General features: G+C 70.2%; 8 protein-coding genes. 1 reads left to right on the top strand and 7 read right to left on the bottom strand.

Annotation, left to right across the window (positions count from 1 at the left end):
• Positions 1 to 5: 5 nt before the first annotated feature.
• From OHA37_RS29485 to OHA37_RS29510, 6 genes are all read right to left on the bottom strand, one after another.
• Positions 6 to 1,730 carry a branched-chain amino acid ABC transporter permease gene (locus OHA37_RS29485; RefSeq protein ID WP_266909584.1) on the bottom strand — a complete coding sequence of 575 codons (1,725 nt, stop codon included), beginning with the start codon at positions 1,728 to 1,730 and terminating at the stop codon, positions 6 to 8.
• A gap of 5 nt (positions 1,731 to 1,735) precedes the next feature.
• Complete coding sequence (locus OHA37_RS29490; protein WP_266909585.1) at positions 1,736 to 2,668, bottom strand: branched-chain amino acid ABC transporter permease; 933 nt, start codon at positions 2,666 to 2,668, stop codon at positions 1,736 to 1,738.
• 122 nt (positions 2,669 to 2,790) lie between these two features.
• The gene (locus OHA37_RS29495) at positions 2,791 to 4,029 is read right to left on the bottom strand and encodes a branched-chain amino acid ABC transporter substrate-binding protein (protein ID WP_266909586.1); all 1,239 of its coding nucleotides are present in this window, start codon (positions 4,027 to 4,029) and stop codon (positions 2,791 to 2,793) included.
• 541 nt (positions 4,030 to 4,570) lie between these two features.
• Complete coding sequence (locus OHA37_RS29500; protein WP_266909587.1) at positions 4,571 to 4,969, bottom strand: hypothetical protein; 399 nt, start codon at positions 4,967 to 4,969, stop codon at positions 4,571 to 4,573.
• Between the two features lie 258 nt (positions 4,970 to 5,227).
• The gene (locus OHA37_RS29505) at positions 5,228 to 5,701 is read right to left on the bottom strand and encodes a PaaI family thioesterase (RefSeq protein ID WP_266909588.1); all 474 of its coding nucleotides are present in this window, start codon (positions 5,699 to 5,701) and stop codon (positions 5,228 to 5,230) included.
• Positions 5,702 to 5,755: 54 nt separating this feature from the next.
• On the bottom strand, positions 5,756 to 8,026 hold the full coding sequence (locus OHA37_RS29510; RefSeq protein ID WP_266909589.1) for an FdhF/YdeP family oxidoreductase: 2,271 nt from the start codon (positions 8,024 to 8,026) through the stop codon (positions 5,756 to 5,758).
• A gap of 415 nt (positions 8,027 to 8,441) precedes the next feature.
• Between OHA37_RS29510 and polA the strand changes: the two genes are divergently transcribed.
• Complete coding sequence (gene polA / locus OHA37_RS29515; protein WP_266909590.1) at positions 8,442 to 11,165, top strand: DNA polymerase I; 2,724 nt, start codon at positions 8,442 to 8,444, stop codon at positions 11,163 to 11,165.
• Positions 11,166 to 11,203: 38 nt separating this feature from the next.
• Here the strand turns inward: polA and OHA37_RS29520 are convergent, their stop codons facing one another.
• On the bottom strand, positions 11,204 to 12,097 hold the full coding sequence (locus OHA37_RS29520) for a DUF4184 family protein (RefSeq protein ID WP_266909591.1): 894 nt from the start codon (positions 12,095 to 12,097) through the stop codon (positions 11,204 to 11,206).
• Positions 12,098 to 12,159: the final 62 nt, after the last annotated feature.

Below are 12,159 nucleotides of genomic sequence, written 5' to 3' on the forward strand. Positions count from 1 at the left end.
GTTGTTCACGCCCCCGCCTTGGCGGTGGCCAGGTCCGTGGGGGCCTGGTCAGTCGTCTCGTCGTCGTGGAACTCGAGCTTCGCGCGCTTGTTGGCGATGAGGCCTTCGGGGCGGAAGCGCATGAGCAGGATGAGGGCGATGCCGAAGGCGAGGAGCTGGTAGTCCTGGAGGAAGGCCAGCTTCGCCGGGATCAGGAAGAGGAGTGCGGCGCCGAGGATGGGGCCGCGGATGGTGCCCATGCCGCCGAGGATGACGGCGGCGAGGAGGAACGCGGAGTTCGGCGGGACGGGCCCGGCGAAGACGTAGTTCTCGGGGACGACCGTGCTGTTGACGTGTGCCTGGACGGTGCCGGCGAGGCCGGCGAGGGTGGCGCCGAGGGCGAAGGCGATGAGCTTGACCTTGAAGCCGTTGATGCCCATGGCTTCGGCGGCGGTCTCGTCTTCGCGGATGGCGACCCAGGCGCGGCCGATGCGGCTGTTGCCGGCGCGGGCGAAGATCACGATGACCAGGGCCATCACGAGCAGCATCAGGAAGTAGTAGTTGGCGTAGGCGCCGAGGATGATGCCGCCGACGTCGTGGGATTCCCCGAAGTTCCACCCGAAGAGTTCGAGGTGGGGGATGTTGGGGATGCCGTTGGGGCCGTTGGTGATGTCGGGGCCGGACTGGCCGTCGAGGTTGCCCATGGCGATGCGGAAGATTTCTCCGAAGCCGAGGGTGACGATGGCCAGGTAGTCGCCGCGCAGGCGGAGGGTCGGTGCGCCGATGACCACGCCGAAGATGAGCGAGGCGAGGGCGCCGACGATGACCGCTGCCCAGAAGGGCAGTTGGATGCCGAACGCGGAGGCGGTGGATCCGGAGACCAGGGCGGCGGCGTAGGCGCCGACGCCGAGGAAGGCGACGTAGCCGAGGTCGAGGAGGCCGGCGAGGCCGACGACGACGTTGAGGCCGAGGGCGACGGTCGCGAAGATCAGGATGTTGACCGCGATGAGCGTGTAGGTGTCGCCGCTCTGCTGGATGAACGGGAAGGCGATCGCGGCGGCGGCGGTCCCGATGAGGGTGACCTGCCGGTTCTTTGCCGTGATGCTGCTGAACCGGTCCAGGAGGCCCGACTTGAGCAGGCCGAAGGCGGCGAAGCCGAGGGTGATCAGGTAGGCGACGAAGAGCTGCGGCTCGTTGTCGTTGGTGTCGATGCCGAAGGTGACCACGTAGAGGCCGAGGGCGAAGACGCCGGTGATGATGAGGATCTCGGCCCAGGAGGGCAGCGGCTTGGCGGGGGCCGCCTTGTGGCTGTCGTCGGGGAGCTTGAAGGCGGCGAGGGCCGCGATGAGCGAGCCGACGAAGGCTACGTAGGCACCGGGGTCGAGGTCGGCGATCTTGCCGAGGACGACGACGATGGAGATGACCGTGAATCCGGTGGCCAGGAAGTTGCCGAGGGTCAGGAACTTGACGGCCTTGTGGGATCCGGCGGGCGTCAGCCAGCGGAAGCCCTTGACGCCGAGCGCGGAGAGCGCGAAGGCGAGGCTGAGGACCGCTCCGATGAGGGTGACGTACTGGAGGCTGGCGGGGCTGCCGTAGTAGGTCAGGTCACCGGGGAAGTCGGGGGTCCACGTCCAGGCCAGGAAGGCGCTGACGATGGTGATGAGGCTGCCGGCGGCGACTGCGTAGAGCAGTGCGGCGGGGGCGGGGCCCTGCTTGGCCGGGGCGGTCTGCGGGGTGGTGTTGGTGGTCATGGTTCTCACGCCCGATCCGCGACGCGCTCACCGAGCAGGCCTTGTGGCCGCACGAGGAGGACGACGATGAGGAGTACGAAGGCCCAGACGTTGGACCAGGCTCCACCGCCGAGCTGCTGCATGCCGGGGATCTCTTCGATGTATGCGATCGAGAGGGCTTCGGCGAGGCCGAGGACCACGCCGCCGACCATGGCGCCGTAGATGTTGCCGATGCCGCCGAGGACGGCTGCGGTGAAGGCCTTCAGTCCGAGGATGAAGCCCATCTCGAAGTTGATCTGGCCCTTGTCGACGCCGTAGGCGACGGCTGCGACGGCGGCGAACGCGGCACCGATGGCGAAGGCCATGACGATGATGCGGTCGGTGTTGATGCCCATCAGCTTCGCGGTGTCGGGGTCCTGCGCGGTGGCCTGCATGGCGCGGCCGCTGCGGCTCTTGGAGACGAAGACGCCGAGGGCGAGCATGCACAGGGGTGCGAGGACGAGGACGAAGGCGTCCGCGCGCTGGATGGAGAGGCTGTCGGTGATCTTGAAGGCGGCTCCCTTGAACTCCGGGAAGCTGACTGCCTTCTTGGCGTCCGGGTAGAACTGCCAGACGAGCTGCTGGAGCGCGATCGAGAGGCCGATTGCGGTGATGAGCGGGGCGAGCCGGGGTGCGCTGCGCAGGGGACGGTACGCGAAGCGTTCGGCTGCGGTGGCCACGGCGACGGAGGCGAGTGCGCCTCCGACGATCATGACGGGTATCGCGATCAGCAGGGATGTGCCGGTCGGGAGGGCGGTGTACGCGGTGAGTGCACCGAACCCGCCGATCATGAATATCTCGCCGTGGGCGAAGTTGATGAGCTGGACGATCCCGTACACCATGGTGTACCCGATGGCGATGAGGCCATAGAGAGCACCGAGGGACAGGCCGTTGGCCAGCTGTTGCGGCAGTTCGTGCACCGCAGGGCCTCCGATGAGCGTGTCGGATAAGACTCCGCGCGAGGGCGCTGTTGCGCCCTCGCGCGGCTGGTTCTTTGGGGAGGGTGGGCCTGGTCGGACGGACCGGGCCCGGTACTACTGGATTACTGGTTGAACGTGTCGCTCTTGACGTCGACCCACTTGCCGCCCTCGACCTTGTAGACCGTGAGCTGCTTGTTGGTGGTGTCGCCGTACTGGTCGAAGGCGACCTTGCCGGTCACGCCCTCGAAGGAGACCTTGCCGAGAGCCTCGACGACGGCGGCGCGGCCACCGTCGGCCGGGAGCTTGCCGTTGTTGGCGGCGACGACGGCCTTGACGGCCTGGATGATGGACCAGCCGGCGTCGTAGGAGTAGCCGCCGTAGGCCGCGTAGGGGTCCTTGTAGCCGCCGGCCGCGTAGTCGGCGATGAAGGTCTTGGCGGTGGGGAGCTTCTCGACCGGGTAGCCGATGGAGGTCGACAGGTCGCCCTCGTTGGCCTCACCGGAGGCGCTGATGAAGGCGGGGTCCTGGATGCCGTCGCCGCCCATGAGCGGGATGCTGGCGCCGGCCTTCTTGATCTGGTCGGCGAGCAGGCCGCCCTCGGGGTACTGGCCACCGAAGTAGACGGAGTCGGCGCCGGAGGACTTGACCTTGTCGGCGGTGGAGGAGAAGTCGGTCTCCTTCACGGTGACGTGGTCGGTGCCGGCGACCTCGCCGCCGAGCTTCTTGAACTCGTCGGAGAAGATCGCGGCCAGGCCGGCGCCGTAGGTCTGCTTGTCGTCGACGACGAAGACCTTCTTCTTGCCGGCGTCCTTGAAGAGGTACTGGGCGGCGAACTTGCCCTGGACCACGTCGGTGGCGGCGGTGCGGAAGTAGGTCTTGAAGGGGCGCTTGAACTCGCCCTTGCCCCAGTTGTCGCCCTGGCTGAGCGAGGGGTTGGTGTTGGCGGGCGAGACCTGCGCCAGGTTGGCGGAGGCGAAGACGCCCTGCATCTGCTGGGCGACGCCGGAGTTCAGCGGGCCGACGACACCGACGACCTCCTTCTTGCCGACGAGCTTGGTGGCGTTGGCCTGACCGGAGGCGGGGACCGCCTGGTCGTCGAGGGCCTCGACCTTGAACTCGATGCCGGGAACCTCGTTGTTCTTGTTGGCCGTTTTGGCCGCGAGGTCGACAGAGTTCTTGATGCCCTGGCCGAGCGCGGAGAGCGAGCCGGTGAGCGGGGCGTCCACACCGATGACGACGACGGTCTTGGCTCCGTCGGTCTTGTCCGTGGTCTTGCCCTCGTCGCGGGATCCGCAGGCGGTGAGGGTCAGTGCACCGGTGGTGAGGACGGTGGTGAGGACGAGCAAAGAACGGTGTCGCACGATTCTTCCTTTCCCTGGCGCGGCCGCCTCAGGTGAGGTGCCGAATGTTCGCCGGGCCGCACTGGGAGGTCCACGGCCGTGCTGAGTCGCACCTTTCGGCGCGGTGACTGGCCGTGACTCTAGGCCGAGGTGGCGAATGCGGGGAGGCGGGAAAGGAGGATGTGACGCTCTTGTTATGCCAAGGCCAAGAATGTGCGGCGGGAGTACGGACAGATCGGGCTTTTAGCGACCTCGGGGTTTGACCACATGCTGAGAAATCCCCGTTCCTCTAAGGGGCTTGAGGGCCTCATGGTCCTGTCATAGATCAAAACGGGTCGAATGTTGCAGCGTGTGGCCGAAAGAATCCATCGAGTGGCATTCAGGAACGTAAAGGCCTGATTCTGCAAGGTATGGACATGACGCAGGGTAGCGAAAAAGCGTGATCGACTTCGGTCTCCGGATCTTCCGGAGAGGGCGCAAAGGCCTCTCGACCTGCGAAGGGGTCGTACGTCGACAAGTGACCGGAAGCCGGACATGGCATGCACGATTCCGGTCATCCGGCTCACTGCGGAGGGCGCCAGTTCTCGGAGCTCCGGGTGGCTCCGTCCTGCTCGGTGCAGCGCTGCGCCACGAGCCGGTCGATCAGCTCAAGTCCCTTTTCCTGCCCGTGGGTTCGCTCCTCGGCCCGGCCGGCGGCGACGGCTTCCTCGTGGATCGCGTACTGATCATTGGACAGGCCCTTCTGCTCCCAGTCCAGCCCCGACCACTTGCTGCCCTTGAGGGTCTCTTTCGCCCAGTACGAGACCAGGGCGGTGCAGATCTGGGCAGGTGAGGAGGGGCTTGGCTCGGCAGCGGAAGACGTCGGGGCGGCGTGCGGGGCGGAGTTGGAACATCCGGGCAGGAGCAGCGCGGCGAGGGCGGCGGCGACGTACGGGAGCGTTGTGCGCGGCGTGGTCCCCATGGGGGGACGGTAGGCCGTCACCATCGGTGACACAACAGCCCGTGGCGGAACGTGCGCGGACTGGCGGATTCCGGGCGGGTGGCGGGGTTCCGGGGGCGGGGGCGGGGCGTTCGGGGCGTGCCCGGGGGGTTCCGGCGGGTGCGGCGCGGGCCCGAGGTCGTGCCCGTGAAGGCGGTGCCGGCCCGCGGGCACGGCGCGGGCCCGGCTCCTGCCCCTCGCGGGGCGGGATCCGGGCCCGTGGGCCGTGCCTCGCCGGGGTCAGGCCCCGGGGGCCGCTTCGACGTCGCGCAGCAGGCAGGTCAGGCGGGCGGTGCAGACCCGGCGGTCCTGCTCGTCGGTGATGACCACCTCGTAGGTGGCGGTGGAGCGGCCCCGGTGCACGGGGGTCGCGACGCCGGTGACCAGGCCGGACCGGGCGCCGCGGTGGTGGGTGCAGTTCAGGTCGACGCCGACGGCGACCTTGGTGATGCCGCCGTGCATCATCGCGCCGACCGAGCCGAGGGTCTCGGCGAGCACGGCGGAGGCCCCGCCGTGGAGGAGTCCGTAGGGCTGGGTGTTGCCCTCGACGGGCATGGTGGCGACCACGCGCTCGGCGGAGGCTTCGAGGATGCGGATGTCCATCCGCTTGCCGAGGTCGCCCGCCGAGAACAGCGCGGGCAGGTCGATGCCCAGGGCCGTGTACTCGTCGAGGACCTCCTGCGGGAACTTCACCGCGTGCTGCTGCTCGCCCATGGGCCGACTCCGTTCGTCAACGCTCGTTAACCATCTTGTCCTGGAGTCGTTCTATCAGGCCGGTTCGAAGCGCACGACGACGGACTTGCTCGCAGGGGTGTTGCTGGTGTCCGCCGTGGAGTCGAGGGGGACCAGCACGTTGGTCTCGGGGTAGTAGGCGGCGGCGCAGCCGCGGGCGGTCGGGTAGTGCACGACGCGGAAGCCGGGGGCGCGCCGCTCCACGCCGTCGCGCCACTCGCCGACGAGGTCCGTGTACGAGCCGTCGGCGAGCCCGAGCTCGGCGGCGTCCTCGGGGTTGACCATGACCACGCGGCGGCCGCCGGTGATCCCGCGGTAGCGGTCGTCGAGGCCGTAGATGGTGGTGTTGTACTGGTCGTGGCTGCGCAGGGTCTGCAGGAGCAGGCGTCCCGGCGGGAGGTGCGGGTACTCCACGGGTGCGGCGGTGAAGTTCGCCTTGCCGGTCTTCGTGGGGAAGCGGCGTTCGTCGCGCGGGGCGTGCGGGAGCTGGAAGCCGCCGGGGCGGGCGACGCGGGCGTTGAAGTCCTCGAAACCGGGGACGACGCGGGAGATCCGGTCGCGGATGGCCGCGTAGTCCCGCTCGAACTCCTCCCAGGGGGTCTTGGAGGCCTCGCCGAGGACGGCGCGGGCCATGCGGGCCACGATCGCGGGCTCGGAGAGCAGGTGCGGGGAGGCGGGGGCGAGGTTGCCGCGGGAGGAGTGGACCATGCCCATGGAGTCCTCGACGGTCACGAACTGCTTGCCGCCGGCCTGGACGTCCTTGTCGGTGCGGCCGAGGGTGGGCAGGATCAGGGCGCGCTTGCCGGTGACCGCGTGGGAGCGGTTGAGCTTGGTGGAGACGTGCACGGTCAGGGAGGCGCGGCGGATCGCGGCTTCGGTGACCTCGGTGTCGGGGGTGGCGCCGACGAAGTTGCCGCCCATGGCGAAGAGGACCTTGGCCTCGCCGTCGCGCAGGGCCTGGATGGAGCGGACCACGTCGAAGCCGTGCTCGCGGGGCGAGGTGATCTGGAATTCGCGGTCGAGGGCGTCGAGGAAGGCCGGCGCGGGGCGCTCGAAGATCCCCATGGTGCGGTCGCCCTGGACGTTGGAGTGGCCGCGGACGGGGCAGACGCCGGCGCCGGGGCGGCCGATGTTGCCGCGCAGGAGCAGCAGGTTGACGACCTCGCGGATGGTGGCGACGGAGTGCTTGTGCTGGGTCAGGCCCATGGCCCAGCAGACGATGGTGCGCTTGGAGGCCAGGATCATGGCGAGGGCGCGCTCGATGTCGGGGCGGGTGAGGCCGGTGGCGGTGAGGGTCGCGTCCCAGTCGGTGTCCTTGGCGGCGGCCGCGAACTCCTCGTAGCCGTGGGTGTGTTCGCGGATGAACTGCTCGTCGGTGGCGCCGCCCGCCTCGATGACCAGCTTGTTGAGGAGGCGGAAGAGGGCTTGGTCGCCGCCGATGCGGATCTGGAGGAACAGGTCGTTGAGGGCGGTGCCCTTGAGCATGCCGAGGGGGGTCTGCGGGTTCTTGAACCGCTCCATGCCGGCCTCGGGCAGCGGATTCACCGAGATGATCTTCGCGCCGGCCGACTTGGCCTTCTCCAGGGCGGAGAGCATGCGCGGGTGGTTGGTGCCCGGGTTCTGCCCGGCGACGATGATCAGGTCGGCCTGGTGGAGGTCTTCGAGGGAGACGCTGCCCTTGCCGATGCCGATCGTCTCGTTCAGTGCGGAGCCCGAGGACTCGTGGCACATGTTCGAGCAGTCGGGGAGGTTGTTGGTGCCGAACTCGCGGACGAACAGCTGGAAGAGGAAGGCCGCTTCGTTGCTGGTGCGGCCGGAGGTATAGAAGAGGGCCTCGTCGGGGGAGTCGAGGGCGCGCAGCTCCTCGGCGATCACCGCGAAGGCCCGCTCCCAGCTGACCGGCTCGTAGCGGTCGGCGCCGGCCTCCATGAGCATCGGCCGGGTGATCCGGCCCTGCTGGCCCAGCCAGTAGCCGGAGCGGGTCTCCAGGTCGGCCAGCGGGTGCGCGGCGAAGAACGCGGGGGTGACCCGGCGCAGGGTGGCTTCTTCCGCGACGGCCTTGGCGCCGTTCTCGCAGAATTCGGCGGTGTGCCGCTTGTCGCCCTCGGGCCAGGCGCAGCCGGGGCAGTCGAAGCCGTTCTTCTGGTTGACCTTGAGGAGGGTGCGGGCGGTACGGGCGAGCCCCATCTGCTCTTGCGCGATCTTCAGGGTGTGCCCGATCGCGGGCAGGCCGGCGGCCGCGTGCTTGGGGGGCGTCACCTGGGGTGCGTCCTGTACGGGATCCCCTGCGGGCGGCTTGGTGGCCATGTCGCTCCCCTTCGAGCGTGTGTGCGAGTGCAGCACATAGTGCCGCACTTCCGATCCTTTCACGGTCGCCGGGTGGGCGGGAGGGCGGTACGGAGCGTCCGCAGGCCGGGCGGGTGCGCCGGGGGCGGCCGCTGTGACGGATGCGCCGGGGGGAGCCGGACGGGGCTGCCCGGGCGAGTCGCGGGGGAGGCCCGGTGGGAGGCGGCGGCCGGGCCCTTGCGGCGGACCGGCCGTGGACGGGCCCCGCAGCGGACTGGCCCCACGAAGGGCGCTGGATGGGTGGCGGATGGGCCGGTGGCCGGCCTCCGGGGGCGACGGCGGTCGGGCCCGCGCGGGGCCGGGCCCGGACGGCTGCCCACCGACCGGGTGACCACCGGCGCCGGAATTGTCAGCGCGGCGGCCTAGGATCGGGGGCGTGGCAGATTCAGCATCGAAGAAGACCGACCAGCCGACCGCAGCGGGCCGCCCCCGCCTGATGCTCATGGACGGGCACTCCCTGGCGTACCGGGCGTTCTTCGCGCTGCCCGCGGAGAACTTCACCACCGCGACGGGGCAGCCGACCAACGCCATCTACGGGTTCGCGTCGATGCTGGCGAACACGCTGCGCGACGAGGCGCCCACGCACTTCGCGGTGGCGTTCGACGTGTCCCGCAAGACGTGGCGCTCGGCGGAGTTCCCCGAGTACAAGGCGAACCGTTCCAAGACCCCCGACGAGTTCAAGGGGCAGGTGGAGCTGATCGGCGAGCTCCTCGACGCGATGAGCGTGCCGCGCTTCGCGGTCGACGGCTTCGAGGCCGACGACGTGATCGCGACCCTCGCCACGCAGGCCGAGGCCCTCGGCTTCGACGTGCTGATCGTCACCGGCGACCGGGACTCCTTCCAGCTCGTCTCCGAGCACACCACCGTGCTCTACCCCACCAAGGGCGTCTCCGAGCTGACCCGCTTCACCCCCGAGAAGGTCGAAGAGAAGTACGGGCTCACCCCCCAGCAGTACCCGGACTTCGCGGCGCTGCGCGGCGACCCGTCCGACAACCTCCCCGGCATCCCGGGCGTCGGCGAGAAGACCGCCGCCAAGTGGATCACCCAGTTCGGGTCCTTCGCGGAGCTCGTCGAGCGCGCCGAAGAGGTCAAGGGCAAGGCCGGGCAGAACTTCCGCGACCACCTGGACGCCGTGAAGCTCAACCGGATCCTGACCGAGATGGTCAAGGACGTCGCCCTGCCCAAGACCCCGGCAGACCTGGCCCGCGCCCCTTACGACCGGACGGCCGTCACCGGAGTCCTGGACGTACTGGAGATCCGCAACGCCTCCCTGCGCGAGCGGCTGCTCGCCGTGGACCCGGGCGCAGCCGAGGAGGAGGCCCCGGCCCCGGTGGCCGCCGCCGTGGAGCTGGACGGTTCCGTGCTGGGCGCCGGCGAGCTCGCGCCGTGGCTGGAGAGCCACGCGGGCGCCCCGCTCGGCATCTCCACCGTCGACACCTGGGCGCTCGGTGCCGGCAACGTCTCCGAGATCGCGCTCGCCTCGGCCGGCGGCGCCGCCGCCTGGTTCGAGCCGTCCGCGCTGGACGAGGCCGACGAGCGGGCCTTCGCCACCTGGGCCGCCGACGCCGCCAAGCCCAAGGTGGTGCACAACGCCAAGGCCCTGATGCGGGTCTTCCCCGAGCACGGCTGGACCCTGGCCGGGGTCGCCATGGACACCGCGCTCGCCGCTTACCTGGTCAAGCCCGGCCGCCGCTCCTTCGCGCTGGACGTGCTCTCCCAGGAGTACCTGCACCGGGAGCTGGCGCCCGCCGCCGCCGACGGGCAGCTCGCCTTCGGCGCCGACGACACCGCCGAGGCCGAAGCCCTGATGGCGCAGGCCCGCGCCGTCCTGGACCTCGGCGACGCCTTCGCGGTGAAGCTGCCCGAGGTGGGCGCGGCCGAGCTGCTCCACGACATGGAGCTGCCCACCTCCGAGCTGCTGGCCCGCCTGGAGCGGGCCGGCATCGCCGTGGACCGCAGCCACCTCGAAGCGATGGAGCAGCAGTTCGCCGCGGCCGTGCAGCAGGCGGTGAAGGAGGCACACGCGGCGGTGGGCCACGAGTTCAACCTCGGCTCGCCCAAGCAGCTCCAGGAGGTCTTCTTCGGCGAGCTGGACCTGCCGAAGACGAAGAAGACCAAGACCGGCTACACCACGGACGCCGACGCGCTCGCCTGGCTGGCCACCCAGACCGACCACGAACTGCCCGTGATCATGCTCCGCCACCGGGAGCAGGCCAAGCTGCGCGTCACCGTCGAGGGCCTGGTCAAGATGATCGCCGCCGACGGCCGGGTGCACACCAGCTTCAGCCAGACCGTCGCCGCGACGGGCCGGCTGTCCTCCACCGACCCCAACCTGCAGAACGTGCCGGTGCGCACGGACGAGGGCCGGGCCATCCGCCGCGGCTTCGTCGTCGGCGAGGGCTACGAATCCCTCATGACCGCCGACTACAGCCAGATCGAGCTGCGCGTCATGGCCCACCTCTCCGAGGACGAGGGCCTGCTCGAAGCCTTCCAGTCGGGCGAGGACCTGCACACCACCGTCGCCTCCCAAGTGTTCGGCGTCGAGCGCTCCGAGGTCGACGCCGAGATGCGGCGCAAGATCAAGGCCATGTCCTACGGTCTGGCCTACGGGCTCTCCGCGTTCGGCCTCGCCCAGCAGCTGAACATCGAGCCCGGCGAGGCCCGCGGCCTGATGGAGACCTTCTTCGAGCGCTTCGGCGGGGTCCGGGACTACCTGGGCCGGGTCGTCGAGGAGGCCCGCGCCACCGGCTACACGGCCACCGTCTTCGGCCGCCGCCGCTACCTCCCGGACCTCAACAGCGACAACCGCCAGCGCCGCGAGGCCGCCGAGCGGATGGCGCTGAACGCGCCGATCCAGGGCACCGCCGCCGACATCGTCAAGGTCGCGATGCTGCGCGTGGACAAGGCGATCACCGGGGCCGGGCTGAAGTCGCGGATGCTGCTCCAGGTCCACGATGAAATCGTGCTGGAGATCGCGCCCGGAGAGCGTGAGCAGGTGGAGGAGCTGGTGCGCCGCGAGATGGCCGCCGCCGTCGACCTGCGGGCCCCGCTGGACGTGTCCGTGGGCGTCGGCCCCGACTGGGAGTCCGCCGCGCACTGATCCGTGGCCCTCGTGGCCCGGGCAGCGCCCGTCCCCGCCTAAGTGGTGGGGACGGGCGTTCCCTTTTTCTCCGCCGAGTCCGAGTCGGCGTCCGAGTCGGACTCGGCGTTCGGGTTCGAGCGGTCGCGGACCCGCCGGTGCGGCAGGCGCACGAGGATCCCGTACAGCAGCAGCCCCACGGCGAGGCCGCCGCCCGCGCCGAAACAGACGGTCGGGATGATGTCGAGCGGCGTGCGGATCCGGTCGAAGTAGGTGAAGAAGCGCAGCACGCGCCAGGTGATCCCGACCGCCACGCAGACGAGGACCAGGGCGAGCGCGCCCCACACCTCGGCCCGGCCGAGCACCGGGACGGACGCGGGGGCGGGCGAGTCGGGCAGCCGGCGCAGTGCGGTCGCCGTGAACCAGACCAGGAGGCAGGCCGCGAGCGCCGAAGTCCCGTACTGCAGGTACGAGTAGAGGGGCAGTCCGAGGGCGAGCGGCTCGCCCAGCTCCGGCAGGATGCGCGTCCCGAAGCGGTCGACGTGCGTGAAGGCGTCCCACACCACGTGCGTGAGGGAGCCGATGGCCGCCGAGAGGTAGAACCAGAGGGCCAGCGCGGGCAGTCGGCGCCCGCGCCATTCCTCGCCCCGGACGAAGGCGTGCACCCTGCCCTGCCGGCCGCGCGGCAGGAGCGCGATCAGCGGTTCGCGCAGCAGCAGCCAGCACGCCGCGAGGACGGCGGTCAGGGCTGCGTCGGCGGTCAGGACGCCGGGCAGGGAGTGCGTGAAGGTGCTGTACGGCCTGAGGCCCGGCACCACGACGTCGACGAAGTAGAGGGTGTCCGGAGCGAACGACCCGAGGACCAGGGCCGATCCGACGAGGGGGCCGCGCGCACGACCGGACCGGCGGATGGCCGGAAGTACGGCGGCCGCGTGGCTGAGAGTGAACGGCATGGGACCTTGTCTCGGAGGGCTCGGCTCTTCGACCGGTGCGGGCGCCCGGTGCGTCCAGTATG

The organism is Streptomyces sp. NBC_00335, from assembly GCF_036127095.1.
Taxonomy (GTDB): Bacteria; Actinomycetota; Actinomycetes; order Streptomycetales; family Streptomycetaceae; genus Streptomyces.

Excerpts from the sequence above, each read along its gene's own strand:
- OHA37_RS29485 (WP_266909584.1), bottom strand. The coding sequence starts at position 1,730 with ATGACCACCAACACCACCCCGCAGACCGCCCCGGCCAAGCAGGGCCCC.
- OHA37_RS29500 (WP_266909587.1), bottom strand. The coding sequence starts at position 4,969 with ATGGGGACCACGCCGCGCACAACGCTCCCGTACGTCGCCGCCGCCCTC.
- OHA37_RS29505 (WP_266909588.1), bottom strand. The coding sequence starts at position 5,701 with ATGGGCGAGCAGCAGCACGCGGTGAAGTTCCCGCAGGAGGTCCTCGAC.
- OHA37_RS29510 (WP_266909589.1), bottom strand. The coding sequence starts at position 8,026 with ATGGCCACCAAGCCGCCCGCAGGGGATCCCGTACAGGACGCACCCCAG.
- OHA37_RS29520 (WP_266909591.1), bottom strand. The coding sequence starts at position 12,097 with ATGCCGTTCACTCTCAGCCACGCGGCCGCCGTACTTCCGGCCATCCGC.